We start from the raw sequence: 19965 nt of genomic DNA on the forward strand, positions 1-19965 counted from the left end.
CGCCTGAACACTTCGCCAACTAGCGCGCCCGCACACCCTAGGCACGCCGCTTATCCAGGCTCATTATCAATACGAATGGATCACCCATAAAAAAACCGCCCCGAGGGGCGGCAAAAAAGCAGGCCTACGGCCCGCCATGGAGTAACCGCGAGTCCCGAAAAACATACCCTGCACACACGGAAACCATCTTCAAAAAGATAGGGTGCTGCTGCTGATATCAATTGGAGTGAGACATGGCCTGGGCGGAAGCTTTAGTGGAACGCTGAAGTGCACGGTAGGCATAGAACAACTGGGCCATGGAATAAGACCAGACCAGAAACGCGCTGGTCATGAATATCATCTTCGTCTCATCCCCCGGAATCGGGAAGAAATCGTACCGTAGCGCTATGGTCAGCCCCGCGACCGCGCCCAGGAGCGTGGCCAGCGCGTGCCGAAACTCGCCCGCCCGCGCCAGCCGCCACATGAAGTAGAGCAGGTACAGCGTGGCGAGCAACCACATCAGTACATAGAAATAGGGAAGCCAGGCTTTGAATACCGACGACATGAAATAGATAGCCGTAGAAATAAAAGCCGCCAAAAACAATAGGACATCCTTCGTCGGCGACGGTTTGTAATTATGCGTCACGGCCATCAAACCGAGTGTGACAATAATCGGCACGCCGACCCCGCGGGAAAACGCATCGAGAAAAATGGCAATATTATAATTAGCCTGCCACCCCGTCGCGATAAACGCCGTAAAGTTCGTTGCAGAAATACCCACAATCAAGAACTCCACACCCAGCAGATAATTTTTGCGCCTGATAAATGCTGTGCCATAACCCAAGCCACACACCACCAGCAACACGCATGAGATCAACGCGAATACGTCTATGAGTTCCACAATAACAGCCTCTGTCAAAAGGGGCGCGCCGTAGTTTTAAAATGCCGGGCATAGAACAAGCACAGCAAATGCAATCAGCCCTTATTGGCGTTGCTTTTACGCACTTTTCTATCGGTCCAGTCATCCAGCAACTTGGCTGCCGCAAAGCCAGAGTGGATGACGCACCATTGCAAGGGTTCAGGCAACATGGAGGGCGTTTTGTGTTGCAATGCCGCCAGCAGTTCAGGCGCCTTGCCGTTGATTTGCTCGGCAAAGAGCTTCCCGATCAAGGATTGAGTGCCCAGTCCGTGGCCCGAGCAGCCAGTGGCGTAGTAAATATTCTGTGTCGCGCCCATGGTGCCGATCACCGGCAGGAAGTCGTAGGCGCCACTGACATAACCACTCCAACAGTGCTTCACACCAAGGCCTTGCAGTGCCGGATAGCGCTCGCGCAGCACCTGGGCCAATGCCGCGTAGGCGGTATGGTCAGGGATATTGGGCGTGTTCGAACCGTAGGCATAACCGAGTTTCTTGACGGTCAGTACCATCGTGCCGTGCGCCGTCAGGCGGTGGCTCTCCATGGTGTAATGCGGGGTGATGATCCCTTCCCGTCCTTGCCAGCCCAGATCAGCCAACTGCTGCGTCGACAACGGTTGAGTTTCGATTGCCGACACCCGAATCGCCGCGACCTTGTTGCGCAACACCCCCAACTGCGGCGTATAGGCGTTGGTTGCCAGCACCATCACCGGGGCGCTTGCACTGCCCTGCGCGGTTTTGCAGGTAATGACCGGCCCTTCGCTGAAGGACTGCAGCGGTGTGCGCTCGTAAAGCTTCACCCCTGCCTCGATGGCCGCACGCCTCAGGCCGGCGACGTACTTACCTGGGTTCAAGGTGCCGCCACACTGCTCGGCGGCAAATAGAAAGGCGGGGGGGATACCCCGCGCGCGCATCTCGACACCGTCCACAAAGCGGCTCACCGCCCCCAGCTTGCGACCCAGCGCCATGCTTTGCAGCAAGCGCTTCTCCTGGCTGGGATGAACACATGCCCGGAGCACGCCCGAAGGGTTGTAGTCGCAGTCGATACCCAGCGTCTTGAATCGGCCTTCCACGTAGGGCACAGCCTCGTCATAGAACCTGACGAATTGCGTTGCCTGCTCCATGCCCACGCGCTTGACGAACATATCGTACTCAATCCCCATGCTGCCCAGCAGGTAGCCCGCATTGCGGCCACTGGCCCCGAAGCCGGCGAACTCCTGTTCCAGCACGATGACATCCGCGCCGAGCGCCCTCAGCTCCAACGCGGTCGACAGGCCGGCAAAGCCGGCGCCGACCACGATGACATCGGCCTGCGCCTGCCCTTGGAGCGTCGGCTGCAAATCGCCTGGCCGCTCCACCCATCCACCCAGGCTACGAAACGTCAACGGTGCTGCATTGCCCTGGGCTGCTTTGTTCAACGCATTCATCTACATGGCTCCCGGAAAATCGACTGTGGCTTGCCCCCTGAGCCGCCACATGGCGGCCCAGAAGCGTCAGAACCCTTTGCCCGGTTCGGTGAAGTCCGCCATGCCCAGCAACTCTTGCGGGTCGCGCATCTGGCCATCGATTTCCACCCACCCCAGCAATGTGGAGCTCGCACTCCAGCCCAGCAGGCGTTGCATTTCTGCAGGCAACTGGCGCACGCGCTCAATGGGAATGGACAGGAAGTGATTCTCTTCAAGGCGCAGGAAGGCCAGGTCGTAGGCCATCGTCAGGCCGGTGCGTGGAGCGTCGGACGTGTTGGCACCGCCGCCGTGATACAGCGACCCCATCCAGAGCAACACCGAGCCGGCCTTCATTTGCGCGGCAACAGTCTCTTCCTGAGTCGGCATACGCTCGTCATCCCACAGATGACTACCGGGGATGACCCGGGTCGCACCGTTCTCTTCGGTGAAATCCGAGATGGCCAGCATCATCTGCAGCCGCGCCTCACGCCCGTACTGGGGGTGGCGCCACAGCGAAGTCGCATCGTCACGGTGCAGGGGCTGGAGGCCTTGGCCCGGCCCGATCTGGATGGCCTGGGTAATGCTGAGTTGAATATCAGGCGCGATCTCCATGCGGTCGCTCCCTACCCAGACGTGAGTAGGTGTCTGCAGGATCTGCCGGGCCGCGCCGATGAACAGCGGGTTCAGCGCCACATCCACCGCCGTGTCGCTGCGCCCGATGATACGGGCGACACGCCGGGTCTGCGTGCCTGCGAAGTAGGGGTCGACACCGCAAGGCGTGGCCTTCAAGTAGGTGTCCAGCTCTTCGGTGAGGGACTTCAGTGTGGCGGGCGAGACGAAGTCGGAAATGATGACCCCACCGTCACGCCGGATGATCTCCACCACTTGCTCGACCGAGGCATCGCTGCCGACCGTCGAGAGTTTTCGTGTATCCATCTGCGTTCTACCTGTCTGGTTTTGTCGTTGTTCTGTCCAGTGAGCCTCGGCCACCCGGCTTAGCCCACCGGTGCCAACCACAGTGTTCGCGACCTTCGTCCAGCGATGCCACGGTGGAGAACTCATCATTACCGAACATGGTCAGCTGATCAAGTCGTTTGATTAAACTAATTTTCGTGCTGTGCTATCCCTAGGGCATGGGATTGCATCGACGCATGGATCCAGACATGACCTTGCGATAGCATTCGTCACCGCCGACACCCGACCAAGGGCTGGCGGCACTACCGAATAGGGAGAACTCAATGGCTCGGATTGGCGCTGAAGAGCGCAGGCAGGACTTCATCGAGGCCACCGTCAAGGTGATCGCGGAACATGGCGTGGCCAACGCCACCACCCGGCGTATCGCAGCGGCGGCAGACTCGCCTCTGGCGTCGTTGCACTATGTCTTCCACACCAAGGACGAGTTGTTTTATGCGGTCTACGAGTCCTTGATCAACATGCCGCAACAATCGTTGCAACACGTGCCCACAGGCGCCACGGCAGCGGAATCGGTGGGCGAGATGTTGCGCCAGTTGGTCAACTGGTTCACGGCTCACCCGGAAATGGCCACCACCCAGTTCGAACTGTTTTGCTGGAACCTGCGCAACAACCCGCAGATGGCGACCAAGATCTATGCCGTTTCCCTCGACGCGGCCCAGCAGGCCATCGTGAAAGTCACCGACGGCGCGCTGGATCAAACCGCACTGACCACCATCAGCCGCTTACTGATCAACCTGTTCGACGGCTTGATGCTCGCCTGGTCCGCCCACGGCGACCGCGCGCGCCTGGAGGCCGAAACCGACACGGCCTGCCAGGCGGTCAAGCTGCTGGTGGCCAGTTACTGAGGCACCTTGCGGATGCGCTGTGCTGCAACCAGGCGCGGCGCATCCGAGAGGTTTGTGACAATTCACCAGCGAGCATGCCGCTCACCGCCCTGCCCGCGACTACATCCACCCCTCATGGAACAAATCGTAAATCTCTGATTCAACGGGGTCCCGGGACATCCCGAAAGTCAGCGCTCCGCCGCCCACGAATGTGCAAATCATCCTAAAACGATGGCGCCCTGGTGCATTTTGCACCTTGTCGCGCATTGTTGGCCGCCCTATTCTGGTCACTTGATCAAGTCATAAGATCAGTCTCTATAACACAATAATCAGGAGGCGAGATGTCCTCTCACACTGCTCTTCCGGTTGAGCCGCTCGATATTTTGATCATTGGGGCCGGTGTGTCTGGCATTGGCGCGGCGGCCTACCTGCGACGCAATCAACCGAACAAGACCTTTGCCATTCTCGAGTCCCGCGAGCGCATGGGGGGTACCTGGGACCTGTTCCGTTACCCCGGCATCCGCTCCGACTCGGACCTGTACACCTTCGGCTTCGACTTCAAGCCTTGGACCAAGGCCAAGTCGCTGGCGGACGCCGCGGATATTCTCGAGTACCTGGGCGAAGCCATCGACGAGCACCAGTTGGCCCCCTTCATCCAGTACCAGCAGAAAGTCGTCTCGGCCAACTGGCAAAGTGAAAAGGGCCTGTGGGCGGTGCGCATCGAAGAGGGTCAAACGGCGCAGGTGCGCACCCTCGAGTGCCGCTGGCTGTTCAGCGCAGGTGGCTACTACCGCTACGACCAAGGTTTCACCCCTCGCTTCGAGGGCTCGGAACAGTTCAAAGGCCAGATCATCCATCCGCAACACTGGCCGGAAAACCTCGACTACAGCGGCAAGCGCGTCGTGGTCATCGGCAGTGGCGCAACTGCGGTAACCCTGATTCCGGCCATGGCCGACAAGGTCGCCAGCATCACCATGCTGCAGCGCACGCCCTCATACATCATCAACCAGCCGGCCAATGATGGGGTGGCAGCGTTCCTGCGCAAGATCCTGCCCGCGCAAACCGCCTATTCCCTGACGCGCTACAAGAACGCCAAGATCACCCTGGCTTTCTGGGGCTTCTGCCAGCGCTTCCCCAAGCTTTCAAAAAAACTGCTGCTGTGGCTGACCCGCAAGGAGCTGCCAAAAGACTACCCGGTCGACGAGCATTTCAACCCGCCCTACAACCCTTGGGACCAGCGCCTGTGCTCGGTGCCCGAAGGCGATCTGTTCAAAGCCATCAGCGCGGGCAAAGCCGATATCGTCACCGATCATATTGAGCGGTTCACCGAGTTCGGTGTATTGCTCAAGTCAGGCAAGATGCTCAAGGCCGACATCATCGTCACCGCCACGGGGCTGAACGTGCAACTTTTCGGTGGCATCAGCCTGCACAAGGACGGCAAGCCGGTGGTGTTGAGCGAGACCCTGGCCTACAAAGGCATGATGCTTTCCGGCGTACCCAATTTCGCGTTCGCAGTGGGCTACACCAACTCGTCCTGGACCCTGAAAGTCTGCCTGCTGTGCGACCACTTCTGCCGCTTGCTGGGTTTGATGGAGCGCGAAGGCTACAACGTCTGCGAACCCCGGGCGCCGGATGGCATCGAAACCCGCCCCTTGCTCGACTTTGGTGCCGGGTACGTGCAGCGCGCGTTGGACAGCATGCCGCGCCAGGGCCCGTGCGAACCCTGGGTGATGTCGATGGATTACTTCCGGGACGTCAAACTGCTGCGCCGCGGCACAGTGGCCGACAAGTGCCTGAAGTTCACTGCAGTACCCAATGCGCACTCGCACGCCGATGTTCAATTGCAGCAGCAAGGTAGCCGCCGATGAGCACCGACCGCTTCTGCGAGCTGGCGGGCACGCGCAAGCTCTGCTATCGCAGCCATGGCGACGAAACCGCCCCGGCAGTCGTGCTCATCGTCGGCCTCGGGCTGCAGCTGACCTACTGGCCACAACCGCTTATCGACGGGCTGGTCGCGCAAGGCTTGCGGGTCATCACGCTGGACAACCGTGACGCGGGCCGCTCGTTCTTCACGGATGTGGTGCCCCCCACGAGCCTGCAGCAGTTCCTGCGCAAGCGCACACCCGGCTATGACCTGGGTGATATGGCCAACGACGTGATCGGGCTTATGGACAGCTTGAAGCTGGAAACGGCACATGTGGTGGGGATGTCGATGGGCGGCATGATCGCCCAGACCCTCGCTGCACGTTACCCCGAACGCGTCCGCACCCTGACCTCGATCTTCTCTACCACGGGTTCGCTGCGTGTCGGCCAGCCGGCGCTCAAAGCCCTGTTCCAGCTACTGCGCCGCCCACCGCGCAACCAGCACGAAAGCGTTCGCGACTACCTGGACATCATGGGGCTGATCGGTTCGCGGCTGGAGTGGAACGAGCCGTCCTTGCGTGACTATGCCACGCAGGCCTGGCCGCGCGGTGGCGGTGAGGCCAGCAACCTCGGCACCGCCAGGCAGATCGGCGCGATCATCAACTCCGGTGACCGTACCCAGGAGTTGCAGCGGATTCGCTGCCCCACGCTGGTCATTCATGGCGACAAAGACCTCATGGTCGCCACCAACGGCGGGTTTGCCACGGCGTCAGCGATCCGCGGCGCCAACCTGGTGCTGCTGCCCGGGATGGGGCACGACTTGCCGACGTGCCTGTCGGGCACGCTGCTGTCCCTGCTGACGGGACACATGCGATAGCACAGATTTTCTTTTAGGGGCCCGTCGCTTGGTCGCCCCTCTTTTTATTCCGCTGGACCCTTTTCGCAACTGGTTTACGCAAGACCCAAAACAACAACATTCCGGCCCGTGCCTAACCGCCAGGCCCACATTACACGCCCGAGCCGTTAAACACGGCCAGGCGCGGATGCTCCTCCACTGCCCTTTCGACAATGACAACAATTTGAGCAAGAGGTACGTATGGAATTCAAGTTTTTACTCCCCAGCAAAATCGTGATGGAACCGGGCCTGCGCGAGCGCACCGGTGAACACCTGCGGCAACTCGGCCTGGCCCGCGTGTTGATCGTGACCGATGCCGGGGTCAAGGCCGCAGGCCTGCTGGACAGCGTCTACGCCAGCCTCGACAGGGCCGGCATCGCCTACGAGGAAGTGGCGGACATTCAGGCCAACCCGCGCAGCGAAGACATCAACCACACCGCCCAGCGCTATCGGGGCACGGGTATCGACGGCCTGCTGGCCGTGGGAGGCGGCAGCGCGATGGATGCGGCCAAGGCCATCAGCCTGCTGCTCACCCACGACGGCCGTATCGAAGACTACGAAGGGTCGTTCACCCTCACCCATGCCATTGCGCCTATCGTCGCCATTCCCACCACGGCCGGCACCGGTAGCGAGGTGACCTGCTTCTCGGTGATTACCGACACCGCCCGCCACTTCAAGATGAACGTGCTGGATTACCGCATCGGCCCGGTACTGGCCCTGCTCGATTCCCACATCACCGACACGCTGCCATCGTCGATTGCCGCCGCGACCGGCATGGATGCCCTGACCCATGCCATCGAAGCCTACACCTGCCGCGTGGCCAACCCGATCAGCGACGGCTTGGCGCTGCATGCCATCCGCCTGATCAGCCAGCACCTCAAGGCGGCCGTGCAGGAGCCCGACAACCAGGCGGCCCGGGAGCAGATGCTGGTGGCCAGCCTGATCGCCGGCATGGCCTTCGGCAACGCCGACGTCGGCAGCGTGCACTGCATTTCCGAAGCCATCGGCGGCATGTACGACACGCCCCACGGTGTGGGCAACGCGATCTTCCTGCCCTTCGTGTTCGGCCACAACCGTGATGCCGATATCGTCCGCCATGCCCAGGTCGCCTACGCATTGGGGATCGACCCCAGGCTGTCGCCGGTCGACGCTGCCGAGGCCGCTGTGGCCCATCTGTTCAAGATGAGCAAGGAGCTGGGCATCCCCCGATTCGCCGAGGTCAAGGGCGTGCGCGAGGACGACTTCCTGACCATCGCCGAAAAGTCCAAGCAAAACTTCTCGGATGCCAGCAATGCCAAGGCGATGTCCGTAGCGGCCTACCACGACATCATCACCACCGCTTACCACTTCGTCGCGTAAGGGGGCACCGTCATGAGTCAGTCAACCTCCGGCGCCTCGTTGAGGCGCACCCTGGGGCCGTTTTCCGTGCTGCTGTTCGGCCTGGCATTCCTGGCCCCGCTGATTGTCTTCGGCACCTACGGCGTGATCACGCAGGCCAGCGGCAACACCACGGCAATGGCCTACCTGATTGCAGCCACCGGCGTGGTGTTCACGGCCTTGAGCTATGGCCGACTGGTCAGGGTGTTCCCGGTGGCAGGTTCGGCCTACACCTACACCCGCAAGATGCTCAATGCCAACCTCGGTTTCATGGTGGGCTGGGCCGCCCTGCTCGACTACTTCTTCATCCCGATGCTGATCTGGCTGCTCGGCGCCAGCTACCTCAACATGGCGTTCCCTGAGGTGCCCCAGTGGGTGTGGATCACCGGCTTCATCGTCTCCACCTCGCTGCTCAATGTGCTCGGCATCCAGGTGGCCAACCGCTTCAACGTGCTGTTGATGGTGGTGCAACTGGTCATCATCGTCGTGTTCATCGGCCTGTGCGCGCACTACATCGTAGCTGCCAACGGCCCTGGCGGGTTGCTGTCGGCCAAGCCGTTCTTCAACCAGGACGTGCCCTTCGCCACCAGCATGGCCGGCGCCGCCATTGCCGCGTACTCGTTCCTGGGCTTTGACGCGCTGTCCACCCTGAGCGAGGAAACCCGCGACCCTGGCCGCACGCTACCGCGCGCCATCCTGCTGGTTGCCTTGATCGGCGGCTCGGTCTACGTCGGTTCCTCGTACTTCATGTACCTGGCGCACCCCTCCCCCACCTTCGAACGGGTGGACGGGGCCGCCTTCGAGATTGCCCGGATGATCGGCGGCGACCTGTTCTTCGCCGTGGTCCTGGCCGGGATCATCGTCGCCCACTTCGCGGCGGGAATGTCGTTCCAGGCCAGCGTGGGCCGGCTGCTCTACGCCCTTGGCCGGGACAACCAACTGCCCCGCCGGTTGTTCGGCGCGCTGCACCCTCGCTACAAGACCCCGGCATTCAACATCCTGCTGTGCGGTGTGTTCGGCACCGCCGGTTTTGGCCTGACGATCGCCACCGCGACCTCCCTGGTCAACTTCGGCGCGTTTCTCGCCTTCACTGCCGTCAACCTGTGCGCCTTGCGGCTCACCTTCGATGCGCGCGTCAAGGACGGGGCCGGGTTGCTGCGCGGCGTGGCGTTCCCGCTCATCGGCCTGGTCACGGCCGGGTGGATGCTGGCCAGCCTGGACAAAGACGCGCTGATCATGGGCAGTTGCTGGCTCGGCCTCGGGCTGGTCTACCTCGCCTGCCGCACCAGCCTGTTCCGTAACCCGGTCCCCGACGCCCTGGCGTAGCGCCCCTCCTTTCCATCGAACCCTCTGACGACAATCCCAAGGCAGGCCACAGGCCTTGCCGTTCAAACACGAGAATCGACATGCAAACAAAGCTCCTGATCAATGGCGCCCTGGTGGCCGGCGAAGGCGACGAGCTGGCGGTATACAACCCGTCCCTGGGCAGCGTCCTGGTACAGACCCACGAGGCCAGCCGTGCCCAGGTGAATGCCGCGGTGCAGTGCGCGGATGCGGCCTTCGAAGCCTGGTCGCAAACGCCACCCAAGGACCGTGCGGCACTGCTGCTCAAACTTGCTGATAGCATCGACGCCCAGGCACCGGTGTTCGCCCGCCTGGAAGCAGATAACTGCGGCAAACCCTTCACAGCCGTGCTACAGGACGAACTGCCCGCCGTCTCGGACGTGTTCCGCTTTTTTGCCGGCGCCGTTCGCTGCCTGCAAGGCTCGGCGGCGGGCGAGTACATCCCGGGGCACACCTCGATGATCCGCCGCGACGCGATCGGTGTCGTCGCTTCCATCGCGCCGTGGAACTATCCGTTGCTGATGGCGGCATGGAAGCTCGGCCCGGCCTTGGCCGGCGGCAACACCGTGGTCCTGAAACCCTCCGAGCACACCCCGATGAGCACTTTGAAACTGGGGGAGCTGCTCGCCGACATCTTCCCCGCCGGTGTGGTCAACATCGTCCATGGCCGCGGCGCCACGGTAGGTGAACCGCTGACCAGCCACGCCCAGGTGCGCATGGTGTCGCTGACCGGCTCCGTGCGTACCGGCAGCCGCATCATCGAAGGCACGGCCGACAGCGTGAAACGGATGCACATGGAGCTCGGTGGCAAGGCACCGGTGATTATCTTCGACGATGCCGACATCGATGCCGCCGTCGAGGGCATCCGCGCCTTCGGCTTCTACAACGCCGGCCAGGACTGTACCGCCGCGTGTCGCCTCTATGTGCAGAAGGAGGTCTACCCGGAATTCGTTCGCAAGCTTGGCCAAGCCGTGTCCAGCATCAAATGCGGGTTGCAGGATGACCCGGCAACCGAAATGGGCCCGCTGATCACCCAAGAGCATCTGCAGCGTGTCGAGGGCTTCGTCAACCGTGCCCGGGAGCTGCCCCATATCGAGGTCGTCACCGGCGGCAAGCGCGCCTCAGGGGGCGGGTTCTTCTTCGAGCCCACGGTCCTGGCCGGCACCCGCCAGGAAGACGAGGTGGTGTGCCGTGAAATCTTCGGGCCGGTGGTTACGGTCTCTTCCTTCGAGGACGAGGCCCAGGTACTGGCGTGGGCCAATGAGTCGGACTACGGCCTGGCCTCTTCGGTGTGGACCGCCGACGTGGGGCGGGCACATCGCCTGGCCGCCCGCCTGCAATACGGCTGCACCTGGGTCAACACCCACTTCATGCTGGTGAGCGAAATGCCCCATGGCGGCGTGAAGCTGTCGGGGTACGGCAAGGACCTGTCCATGTACGGCCTGGAAGACTACACCGTGGTCCGCCACGTGATGTTCAAGCACTGACGCCCCACGACACCCCATCATTGCCAGAGGTTATGCATGAACAACATCGAAACGTTCGAAAGGCTCGAGTCCAATGTGCGGATGTACTGCCGCGACTTGCCGCTGGTGTTCGATACCGCCCAGGGCAGCAAGATCCGCGGCGAAGATGGCCGCGAGTACCTGGACTTCTTCGCCGGCGCAGGCGCCCTGAACTATGGCCACAACGACCCGCGCATGCGCGATGCCTTGATCGCCTACCTGTCGGCCAACGGCGTGACCCACGCCCTCGATCTGCACACCACCACCAAGCGCCAGTTCCTGGAGTCGATCGAACGTGACCTGTTCCAGCCACGCGGCTGGGACTACAAAGTGCAGTTCAGCGGCCCGACCGGCGCCGACGCTGTCGAGGCGGCATTGAAGCTGGCGCGCAAGGTGACGGGGCGCACCAAGGTCGTCTCCTTCTACGGGGCCTACCACGGCATGACGGCCGGCGCCCTGGCGGTCACCGGCAACCGGACCCGCCGAGGCCCCGGGCTGTCCAACGACGTGGTGTTCGTACCGTACGAAGACAGCCCTTACGGTGAGTTCGACAGCATTGGTTTCCTTGAGCGCCTGGCCAACGACCAGGGCAGCGGATCGGAACTGCCGGCCGCCGTGATCGTCGAGTCGGTGCAGATCCAGGCCGGTGTCTACCCGGCTTCCAACCTGTGGTTGCAGCGCTTGCGCCAATGGACCCGCGATCACGGCGTCGTGCTCATCTGCGACGAGATCCAGGCCGGCTGTGGCCGCACGGGCGATTTCTTCGGTTTCGAGCGCTCCGGGATCGTGCCGGACCTGATCACCTGCGCGAAATCCATCGGCGGCTTTGGCCTGCCGATGGCGATCGTGTTGATCCGCGCCGGGCTGGATGCCTGGGAACCAGGCGATCACATCGGCACCTTCCGCGGCAACCAGCTGGCCTTCCTGACCGCGCAGATCGCGCTCGGCTATTGGCGCGACGAGCAGTTCTTGAAGCTGCTGGCCGACAACAGCGCGGCCATGACCCGTGCGGTTGCCGGTTTCGCAGAGATCCCGGGCGTGGCGTCCGCACGCTCGCGCGGCATGATCGCCGGCATCGATTTCGGCCGCGGCAACGTGGCCTTGGCCAAAGATGCCCAGCAGCGCGTACTGCAAGCGGGCGTACTGGTCGACCGCTGCGGACCGAACGGCGAAATCATCAAGCTGATGCCACCGGTGAATACCCCGACCGACCAACTGGAGGAAGGCCTGAAAGCCTTTGGTGAATCGGTCGCGGCAGCGCTGCGCCAGTAAATGCAGGGGCCTGCTGTGCGGCCTGTATCGATGCAGGTGCCGCACGCAGGCCCATCGTATGCAACGGCGTGCGGGTCTTCGACCCGGTGTGCAAGGTTGTGCAGCGCGCGGCCGCGATGGGCTACGGCGACCAGGACATCGTGGCCACTACCAAGTCATGCGCCCGTGAACAGGAGCCAGGGCAAGGGGGTACCAAGCAGGGAACGCGGCCGCAGGCACTCATCCGCCAGCGGCCGTTTTAGGTCAATGATCGACTGCACCGCTGGCACCGAGGCCGGTCTGGCCCCGTACGAACTGGTCGGCGAAAGCCGCCCTTTCCGCCTTGGCCCGTGCCGTCCGGTCCAGCCGGGAAACCGCGTAAGCCAGCAAAAACGCCAGCGGCATGGAGAACAGCGCAGGCTGTGTATAGGGGAACAGCGGCTCGGCGAAGTTCAACACATCCACCCACACCAGCTTGGAAAACACCACGAAGCCCATGGCACTGAGCAACCCGACGTAGCCACCGGCCAACGCACCACGGGTAGTCAGCCCCGACCAGAACATCGACAGGAACAGCACCGGGAAGTTGGCCGAAGCGGCAATACCAAAGGCCAGCGCAACCATGAACGCCACGTTGATGTTTTCGAATACCATACCCAAGGCTACCGCCACCAACCCAAGGCCCAGGGTAGCCAGCTTGGTCACCCGCAGTTCCTGCCGCTCGCTGGCCGCGCCTTTCATGATCACCCGCGCATACAGGTCATGGGCGATGGCGGACGCCCCGGCCAGAGCCAGGCCTGAAACCACAGCCAGGATGGTGGCGAAGGTCACTGCAGACAAGAAACCCAGCAGCAGGTTGCCGCCAACGGCCTGGGCCAGGTGCATGACCACCATGTTGCCCCCGCCCAGCAACTTGCCACCCACCTCCCCGCCCTCGAAGAATTGCGGCTGCTGACTGACGATCACGATCGACGCCAGGCCCAGCAGGAAAATGACGTTGAAGAAGTAGCCGATGAACCCGGTGGCATAGAGCACCGACTTGCGCGCCTCCCGGGCATCGCTGACAGTGAAGAAGCGCATCAGGATATGCGGTAGCCCGGCGGTGCCGAACACCAGCCCCAGGCTCAGCGACAGCGCGGTCAATGGGTCGGCCAACAGGCTGCCGGGCGCCAGCAGGCGTTCGCCCAGGGCATGGGTGTCCATGGCCTTGCTGACCAGTGTGTCATAGCTGAAGTCGAACTCGCGCATCGCCAGGAACAGCACCAGCGACCCGCCGACCAACAGCAGGAACGCCTTGATGATCTGCACCCAGGTGGTGGCCACCATGCCGCCGAAGGTCACATACAGCATCATCAGCGCACCGACGATCACCAAGGCGATGTGGTAGTCCAGGCCGAACAGCAGCCTGATCAACTGCCCAGCCCCGACCATCTGCGCCACCAGATAGAAACACACCACGGTCAGCGAGCCGATAGCGGCCATGGTGCGCACCTTGCCTTGGTCGAGGCGGTACGAGGTGATGTCGGCGAAGGTGAAGCGGCCCAGGTTGCGCAGTCGCTCGGTCATCAACAGCAGCAACACCGGCCAGCCTGCGAAGAAGGCGATGAGGTAAATGTAACCATCCATGCCGGAGGTGTAGATGAGCGCGGTGATCCCCAGCAGCGTCGAGGCGGACATATAGTCACCGGCCAGCGCCAGGCCATTCTGCCAGCCCAGTATGCCGCCACCGGCGCTGTAGAAGTCCGCCGTCGAGCGGGTGCGCCGCGCTGCCCACCAGGTGATGCACAGCGTGAACAACACGAACACCATGAACATGCCTATGGCATGCAGATTGAGCGGCTGACGCTGGCCCGCGTCGAGCGCAGGTGAAGCCAGCGACAGGCCCGAGTGCAGCAACAAAGCCAGAGGCAGTAGTTTCTTCATGCGCCCTGCTCCCCTTCCAGTCCGGCGACCAGCGCCTGCGTCAGGCGATCGAACTCGCCATTGGCCCGGTACACATAGAACGCCGACAACGCGCAGAAGAACACGAACAGGAAGGCGCCGGCCGCGACGCCGAAAGTCATGTTCGACCCCTCGGTCAGCCGCCTGGCGATCAGCTCGGGCCAGAGCGACACCAACGCGATGTAGCCATAGAACGTGGTCAGGATCAGCAGGAACAGGCTCAGGGTGAAGCGGTTTCTGCGCGCCACCAGTTGCTGGAACTGGGCACTGGCGCGAACACGCGCATATAACAGGCTGGACATGAGACACCTCGGTCAATGTACTTGTTGTTATGGGATGTGCAGGTGTTACAGCTCGATCAGTGCTCGGCGTCGGCGGTCGGCGCCTCCTGTTGCCGGGCCCACTCACGCAGGACGAACTTCTGGATCTTGCCGGTGGCGGTCTTGGGCAGTTCCGTGAGCGACACATGTCGCGGAGCCTTGAAATGCGCCAGACGTTCACGGCACCAGCGGATCAGGTCGCCTTCCGTGACCGTGGCGAGCCCATTCGAGCGCAGGGTGACAAACGCATGGGGTGTCTCGCCCCAGCGCGAATCCGGGCGCGCCACCACTGCGGCCTCGACCACCTCAGGGTGCTGGTACAGCACTTCTTCGATCTCCAGCGAGCTGATGTTCTCGCCGCCGGAAATGATGATGTCCTTGGCCCGGTCCTTGATTTCCACATAGCCGTCCGGGTGCAGCACGGCCAGGTCGCCCGTGTGCAGCCAGCCATTGGCCAATGCGGCCCGGGTGGCCTCTGGATTGTGCAGGTAACCTTTCATCACGGTGTTGCCGCGCACCACCAGCTCGCCAAGGGTAAGGCCGTCGGCCGGGACCGGACGGCCGGTGTCGGTATCCAGCACCGTAGCCTCTTCAAGCATCGGGTGGGCGACGCCCTGGCGGCTCATGAACCGGGCGCGAGCCTTCAGAGGCAATTCGTCGACGCCCGGCTGCCACAGGCACAGTGTGCTGGGGCCGTAGCTTTCGGTCATGCCATAGGCATGGGTGATGCTGAAGCCGCGTGCTTCCATCGCCGCGATCACCGCGCTGGGCGGCGCGGCGCCGCCGGTGATCACCGATACCGGCCCGCCCGGCGCGCCGGCGTGCTCGGCGTGGATCAGCATCGACATCACCACCGGCGCGGCGCTCAAATGGGTCACACCATGCACGGCGATCGCGGTGTGGATCGCTTCGGGCTGGACCTTGCGCAGGCACACATGGGTGCCCCCGGACAAGGTCACCGCCCAGGTGTGGCTCCAACCGTTGCAGTGGAACATCGGCAAGGTCCACAGGTAGACGCTGCGCGGCCCCAGCTGGAAGATCAGCGCCCCGGCGCAGGCATTGAGGTAGGCGCCACGGTGATGCAGCACCACGCCCTTGGGGTCGCCGGTGGTGCCAGAGGTATAGTTGATGGCGATCGATTGCCATTCATTCTGAGGCGCGCTCAGCGGCCTGGCCGGATCGCCCTGGGCCAGGAATGCCTCGTACTCCAGGTCATCGGCCAGCTCGCCCGGCTCGGACGCGTCATCGTCGATGGCTACCAGCAATGGAGGCGTGTCGAGCATGGCCAGTGCCTGTTGCACCACCGCGCCAAACTCACGATCGCAGATCAGCACCTTGGCCGCGCAATGACGCAGGATGAAAGCGATGCTGCGCGCCTCCAGGCGGATATTGATGCACACCAGCACGGCGCCCGCACCGGGCACGCCATAGTGCGCCTCGAGCATTTCAGGGATGTTCGGCGCGAGTATCGCCACCCGCTCGCCCGGCTGCACGCCGACCCGCTCCAGCGCACTGGCCAGGGCACGGCTGCGCTTATGCAGCTGCTGGTAGCTGTAGCGCCGCTCGCCGTACACCACGGCATCACGCTGCGGGTACACCTGGGCGGCGCGTTTGAGGAACGACAACGGTGAAAGGGGCACATGGTTGGCTTCGTTGGGGGCAAGCTCATGCTCGAAGGTTGGGTGAATCATCACTGACACCCCATCGACAGGTTATCCAGGCATTGAAGGTACATACACATCTCCTGCTTATTGTTGTTCTCGCATCAGGGTTGTGGCCGGGTCAGATCACAGGCTGCTGCACAGGTGCCCGCCATCGACCACGATTTCGGTGCCGCTCATGGCCCGCCCGGCGTCGCTGGCCAGCAACAGCAAGGCGCCGTCCAGGTCCTGTGGCTGGCTGAAGCGCCGACTGGGGATACGCGAGCGCAGCTTCTCTCCGGCCTCGCCGGCCAGGAAGGCATCATTGAGCTCGGTCATCACGTAGCCCGGCGCCAAGGCGTTCACCCGGATGCCATGGCGCGCCAGTTCCAGGGCCATGGCGCGAGTCAGGTGGGCAAGCCCGGCCTTGGCCGCGAGATAAGGGCCGACGGCACCTGCCACACGGCTGGCGAGGATCGAGGTCACATTGATCAGGCTGCCGCCCTGCCCCGCAGCGACCATCCGCCGGGCGCACTCCTGGGCCACGGTCCAGGCCCCCTTCAGGTTGGTGTCGAGCACCCGGTCCCAGCTCTGGTCGTCACAGGCCAGCAGCGGCTGGCTGTCGCTCACCCCGGCGTTGTTGACCAGCACATCCAGCGGGCCGGCGGCATCGAGCACCCGGCATACATCGTCGCGGCAGGTCACATCCAGGGCCAGGGCCCGCGCGCGACCACCGGCCAGCTCGATAGACTCGACCAGGCTCTGCAGCGGCCCCAGGCGCCTGGCCGTCACCACCACCTCGGCACCGGCCGCCGCCAGGGTAGTGGCGAAATGTCGGCCAAGGCCGCTGGAGGCGCCGGTCACCAGGGCGCGCCGCCCATCAAGGGCGAACAGTCGGGCAACAGTCGGCTGCATCAGTGGGCTCCCGGGCGCTGGTCGAGGAGTTTCTTCGCCAGGCTCATGCGGTGCACTTCGCTTGGGCCGTCGTAGATGCGGAACGGGCGAATGTCGCGGAAGATCCGCTCCACCACGGTCTCCCCGGTCACGCCACGCCCGCCCAGCACCTGCACGCAGCGATCGACCACCCGCCACAGCGCCTCGGCGCTGATCACCTTGGCCATGCTCGAATCGACATTGGCGCGCTGGCCTTGGTCGAGCACCCAGGCGCAGTGCCAGACCGCCAGGCGCACCACATGCAGGTCCATCATGTTGTCGGCCAGCATGAAGCCTACGCCCTGATGCTCACCCAGCGGCTTGCCGAACGCATCGCGGGTGCGTGCGTAGTCACAGGCGATGTCATGGGCCCGTCGCGCGGCACCGAGCCAGCGCATGCAGTGGGTCAGGCGCGCCGGGGCCAGGCGTACCTGGGCATAGCGGAAGCCCTTGCCGATCTCGCCCAGCACATCGCTGGCCGGTACCCGCAGGTTGTCGAAACGCAGTTGCCCGTGGCCGCCGGTGAAGCAGCTGTCCAGGGTATCCAGCTGGCGCTCGTGGATGATCCCTTCGCGCTGCATGTCGGACAGGAACATGGTCGCCGAGCCATCCTCCATGCGCGCCATGATGATCGCGAACCCGGCGCCGTCGGCCCCGGTGATCAACCACTTGCGGCCGTTGATAAGGTAATCGTCGCCATCGCGGGTGGCGGTGGTGCGCAGCATCGACGGATCTGACCCCGAGCCCGGCGCCGGTTCGGTCATGGCGAAGCACGAGCGCATGTGCCCCTGGACCAAGGGCCGCAGCCAGCGGTCCTTTTGCGCTTCGGTGGCCACCACGTCCATCAGGTGGATGTTGCCTTCGTCCGGGGCATGGATGTTCAGCGCCACCGGGCCCAGGGGCGAGTAGCCGGCCTCTTCGAAGACGATGGCCTTGGCTGCATGGCTCAGGCCCAACCCGCCCATTTCGCGGCTGGCGTGGGGCGTCAGCAGGCCCGCTGCCTGGGCGCGGGCCTGCAGGTCCCGACGCAGGGCGTCGCTGGGGCCGTGGCCATCCTGGCGTGGGTCGTTCTCGAACGGGATGACCTGTTCGGCAATGAAAGTGCGGGTTCTGGCCTGCAGTTCGAGCAGTTCGTCTGGGAGGGTGAAGTTCATGAGGGTCCTTGTTGGTGCTTGTCGGTCTTGAAACAGGGGTGCGCCTCGCTCAGCGCACGGCCTTGGGGTTACTGATCGTCAGCCGGTCGAGCGACACCTGGCGCAGCGTCTCGACCAGAGTGCGAGCGCTGTGCGGGGTATCGTGGTGACCTTGGCGAATCGCCCGTGCCAGCTGGCGTCGGGCTTCCTGCAATGAAGGGGCCGGTGCATCGATCAGCGCGGCCAGGTGCGCCTGCTCCTGAAGGCCGAGGACGGCGCCCAGGCGGTTTTCGCGGGCGGCGATGGCCATGGCGTTGGCGATCATCAGCGTCGGGTAGCGCAGCTCGCCGGGCAGAGCCGGCAATACCTGCTCCAGCAAGGTCTGGCGGGCGATTTCAAGTAATTGATGGGCGTGCGGCTGGGTCATGGCGCATCGGCTCCGGTCATGTTCAGGATGTCGAGTTCAAGCTCCGGCAGCAGGCGCGCGGTCAGTGCCAGCTCCAGGGAAGGCTCTTCGCCGGACAGATGGCGCTGCCCCTGCTGCAGCGCGATTACCGCCCAGCGCAGGGTCGCCATGACCTGCCAGTAGTGCAGTTGGTGGGGCTCAACCCACAGTGGCGATACCTGGTGGTAGCCACGCAGGAAGTCCGCCAGCTGGCCAACGCCGCCAGCTTCCAGGTCAGGGCGCGTGAACCGCCAGCACGGGGCGGTAAACCAGCCGAGGTCCTCGCAAGGGTCGCCCCAGCCGGTGAATTCCCAGTCCAGCACCGCTTCCAGCCCCTGCTCGCTGGCCAGGTAGTTGCCCGTGCGGTAGTCGCGGTGCAGCAGACACAGACGGCTGTCTCGCGGTGCATGCAGTTCGCACCAGCGCAGGCCCCACTCCAGTGCCGGGTAGGCATCGTCGAGGGTGTCGAGGTAGCGCCGATAGGCATCGACGGTGGCCAGTGCAGGCGAACGCTGCGGCACGGGCAAGAAGTCCAATGCCGCACTCGGCGGGCGGATCTGATGCAGGCGCGCCAGGTTAGCGCCGAGCTGCTCCGCCAGCCGGGCCCGGCCCTGGGCGCCCGCTCCTGCGCTGAGCACCCGCCCGGCAGCGACACCCGGCACATACTCCATCAGGAAGAACACCCGCCCGTGGACCTGCGTATCGCGGCACAGCCAGAGTGGCCGCGGAACTTTTACCCCGGCCTGGTGGGCCACCTGCAACACGGCGAACTCCTGGGCGCGGTCGAGGCTGGCCGGCAGCGCGGACAGCGCGTCGCTGCGCAACACCCAGCGCCGGGTACCGGCCCAGGGACCGCCCTCGATCAGCAGTTCGAGCAGCCAGTTTTCCTGGATGGCACCGCCGCTCAGACGCTTGCGGGCTTGAATCTCAACACGCGTTGCCGTTGCCTGCTCACGGATGAAGTCGACAAGGCGCTGCTCATCGGTCGCGACCGCGAGCATGTCGCCTGCCGGACAAGTCGTAGAGGAACTGATCATGAATCAATGGTCCTGCCTTCGGTTTGAAGTGGGCAGGTCAACTGGAGCAACACCCGGGCCAACTTTCTCAGGATCATCTGCAAGCCCCGTCATGCCTGGCCTGCAGCGGCTCATGGGAAAGGCTGGCGAAGCGCGGAATTGC

General features: G+C 63.6%; 17 protein-coding genes. 7 read left to right on the top strand and 10 right to left on the bottom strand.

Annotation, left to right across the window (positions count from 1 at the left end; all coding sequences use genetic code 11):
* Window positions 1-217: 217 nt before the first annotated feature.
* The 3 genes from AC5O5I_RS15915 to AC5O5I_RS15925 form a co-directional block, all read right to left on the bottom strand.
* Complete coding sequence (locus AC5O5I_RS15915; protein WP_494511116.1) at window positions 218-880, bottom strand: hypothetical protein; 663 nt, start codon at window positions 878-880, stop codon at window positions 218-220.
* 74 nt (window positions 881-954) lie between these two features.
* Window positions 955-2322: an NAD(P)/FAD-dependent oxidoreductase gene (locus tag AC5O5I_RS15920; protein WP_494511117.1), complete on the bottom strand. Its 1368-nt coding sequence runs from the start codon at window positions 2320-2322 to the stop codon at window positions 955-957.
* A 66-nt stretch (window positions 2323-2388) separates the two neighbouring features.
* Window positions 2389-3276 carry a phytanoyl-CoA dioxygenase family protein gene (locus tag AC5O5I_RS15925; protein WP_494511118.1) on the bottom strand — a complete coding sequence of 296 codons (888 nt, stop codon included), beginning with the start codon at window positions 3274-3276 and terminating at the stop codon, window positions 2389-2391.
* 302 nt (window positions 3277-3578) lie between these two features.
* On the opposite strand from AC5O5I_RS15925, the gene AC5O5I_RS15930 reads away from it, so the two are divergent.
* The 7 genes from AC5O5I_RS15930 to AC5O5I_RS15960 all read left to right on the top strand — a co-directional run bounded on the left by AC5O5I_RS15930 (window position 3579) and on the right by AC5O5I_RS15960 (window position 12395).
* Window positions 3579-4160 carry a TetR/AcrR family transcriptional regulator gene (locus tag AC5O5I_RS15930; protein WP_172230353.1) on the top strand — a complete coding sequence of 194 codons (582 nt, stop codon included), beginning with the start codon at window positions 3579-3581 and terminating at the stop codon, window positions 4158-4160.
* Between the two features lie 320 nt (window positions 4161-4480).
* On the top strand, window positions 4481-6007 hold the full coding sequence (locus AC5O5I_RS15935) for a flavin-containing monooxygenase (protein WP_172227090.1): 1527 nt from the start codon (window positions 4481-4483) through the stop codon (window positions 6005-6007).
* Window positions 6004-6879 carry an alpha/beta fold hydrolase gene (locus AC5O5I_RS15940; RefSeq protein ID WP_494511119.1) on the top strand — a complete coding sequence of 292 codons (876 nt, stop codon included), beginning with the start codon at window positions 6004-6006 and terminating at the stop codon, window positions 6877-6879. The genes AC5O5I_RS15935 and AC5O5I_RS15940 overlap by 4 nt, the downstream gene beginning before the upstream one ends.
* Before the next feature lie 219 nt (window positions 6880-7098).
* Window positions 7099-8256, top strand: a complete 1158-nt coding sequence (locus AC5O5I_RS15945; RefSeq protein ID WP_494511120.1) for an iron-containing alcohol dehydrogenase — start codon at window positions 7099-7101, stop codon at window positions 8254-8256.
* Between the two features lie 12 nt (window positions 8257-8268).
* On the top strand, window positions 8269-9600 hold the full coding sequence (locus AC5O5I_RS15950; RefSeq protein ID WP_172227099.1) for an APC family permease: 1332 nt from the start codon (window positions 8269-8271) through the stop codon (window positions 9598-9600).
* Window positions 9601-9680: 80 nt separating this feature from the next.
* Window positions 9681-11105: a gamma-aminobutyraldehyde dehydrogenase gene (locus AC5O5I_RS15955; protein WP_494511121.1), complete on the top strand. Its 1425-nt coding sequence runs from the start codon at window positions 9681-9683 to the stop codon at window positions 11103-11105.
* Between the two features lie 36 nt (window positions 11106-11141).
* Entirely contained in the window at window positions 11142-12395 is a 1254-nt protein-coding gene (locus tag AC5O5I_RS15960) for a diaminobutyrate--2-oxoglutarate transaminase (protein ID WP_494511122.1), read from the top strand.
* A 243-nt stretch (window positions 12396-12638) separates the two neighbouring features.
* Here the strand turns inward: AC5O5I_RS15960 and AC5O5I_RS15965 are convergent, their stop codons facing one another.
* The 7 genes from AC5O5I_RS15965 to AC5O5I_RS15995 all read right to left on the bottom strand — a co-directional run bounded on the left by AC5O5I_RS15965 (window position 12639) and on the right by AC5O5I_RS15995 (window position 19823).
* A complete protein-coding gene (locus tag AC5O5I_RS15965) occupies window positions 12639-14297 on the bottom strand; it encodes a cation acetate symporter (protein ID WP_172285519.1) in 1659 nt (552 codons plus the stop codon).
* A complete protein-coding gene (locus AC5O5I_RS15970; protein WP_172227107.1) occupies window positions 14294-14617 on the bottom strand; it encodes a DUF485 domain-containing protein in 324 nt (107 codons plus the stop codon). Before AC5O5I_RS15970 ends, AC5O5I_RS15965 begins: the two co-directional genes overlap by 4 nt.
* A 56-nt stretch (window positions 14618-14673) precedes the next feature.
* Entirely contained in the window at window positions 14674-16326 is a 1653-nt protein-coding gene (locus AC5O5I_RS15975; RefSeq protein ID WP_494511123.1) for an acyl-CoA synthetase, read from the bottom strand.
* A gap of 96 nt (window positions 16327-16422) precedes the next feature.
* Window positions 16423-17190: an SDR family NAD(P)-dependent oxidoreductase gene (locus tag AC5O5I_RS15980; protein ID WP_172285517.1), complete on the bottom strand. Its 768-nt coding sequence runs from the start codon at window positions 17188-17190 to the stop codon at window positions 16423-16425.
* Window positions 17190-18362: an acyl-CoA dehydrogenase family protein gene (locus AC5O5I_RS15985; RefSeq protein ID WP_494511124.1), complete on the bottom strand. Its 1173-nt coding sequence runs from the start codon at window positions 18360-18362 to the stop codon at window positions 17190-17192. The genes AC5O5I_RS15980 and AC5O5I_RS15985 overlap by 1 nt, the downstream gene beginning before the upstream one ends.
* A 49-nt stretch (window positions 18363-18411) precedes the next feature.
* Window positions 18412-18768 (bottom strand): DUF6285 domain-containing protein, encoded by a 357-nt coding sequence (locus AC5O5I_RS15990; RefSeq protein WP_494511125.1) that lies wholly within the window; start codon window positions 18766-18768, stop codon window positions 18412-18414.
* Entirely contained in the window at window positions 18765-19823 is a 1059-nt protein-coding gene (locus tag AC5O5I_RS15995; protein ID WP_494511126.1) for a phosphotransferase family protein, read from the bottom strand. Before AC5O5I_RS15995 ends, AC5O5I_RS15990 begins: the two co-directional genes overlap by 4 nt.
* Between the last annotated feature and the right edge of the window lie 142 nt (window positions 19824-19965).

The organism is Pseudomonas sp. 9_2_1 (genome assembly GCF_059295275.1).

Coding starts and splice junctions, on each gene's coding strand:
- AC5O5I_RS15995 (WP_494511126.1), bottom strand. CDS start 19,823: ATGATCAGTTCCTCTACGACTTGTCCGGCAGGCGACATGCTCGCGGTC.
- AC5O5I_RS15960 (WP_494511122.1), top strand. CDS start 11,142: ATGAACAACATCGAAACGTTCGAAAGGCTCGAGTCCAATGTGCGGATG.
- AC5O5I_RS15940 (WP_494511119.1), top strand. CDS start 6,004: ATGAGCACCGACCGCTTCTGCGAGCTGGCGGGCACGCGCAAGCTCTGC.
- AC5O5I_RS15920 (WP_494511117.1), bottom strand. CDS start 2,322: ATGAATGCGTTGAACAAAGCAGCCCAGGGCAATGCAGCACCGTTGACG.
- AC5O5I_RS15950 (WP_172227099.1), top strand. CDS start 8,269: ATGAGTCAGTCAACCTCCGGCGCCTCGTTGAGGCGCACCCTGGGGCCG.
- AC5O5I_RS15955 (WP_494511121.1), top strand. CDS start 9,681: ATGCAAACAAAGCTCCTGATCAATGGCGCCCTGGTGGCCGGCGAAGGC.
- AC5O5I_RS15980 (WP_172285517.1), bottom strand. CDS start 17,190: ATGCAGCCGACTGTTGCCCGACTGTTCGCCCTTGATGGGCGGCGCGCC.
- AC5O5I_RS15970 (WP_172227107.1), bottom strand. CDS start 14,617: ATGTCCAGCCTGTTATATGCGCGTGTTCGCGCCAGTGCCCAGTTCCAG.
- AC5O5I_RS15925 (WP_494511118.1), bottom strand. CDS start 3,276: ATGGATACACGAAAACTCTCGACGGTCGGCAGCGATGCCTCGGTCGAG.
- AC5O5I_RS15975 (WP_494511123.1), bottom strand. CDS start 16,326: ATGATTCACCCAACCTTCGAGCATGAGCTTGCCCCCAACGAAGCCAAC.
- AC5O5I_RS15990 (WP_494511125.1), bottom strand. CDS start 18,768: ATGACCCAGCCGCACGCCCATCAATTACTTGAAATCGCCCGCCAGACC.
- AC5O5I_RS15985 (WP_494511124.1), bottom strand. CDS start 18,362: ATGAACTTCACCCTCCCAGACGAACTGCTCGAACTGCAGGCCAGAACC.
- AC5O5I_RS15930 (WP_172230353.1), top strand. CDS start 3,579: ATGGCTCGGATTGGCGCTGAAGAGCGCAGGCAGGACTTCATCGAGGCC.
- AC5O5I_RS15945 (WP_494511120.1), top strand. CDS start 7,099: ATGGAATTCAAGTTTTTACTCCCCAGCAAAATCGTGATGGAACCGGGC.
- AC5O5I_RS15965 (WP_172285519.1), bottom strand. CDS start 14,297: ATGAAGAAACTACTGCCTCTGGCTTTGTTGCTGCACTCGGGCCTGTCG.
- AC5O5I_RS15935 (WP_172227090.1), top strand. CDS start 4,481: ATGTCCTCTCACACTGCTCTTCCGGTTGAGCCGCTCGATATTTTGATC.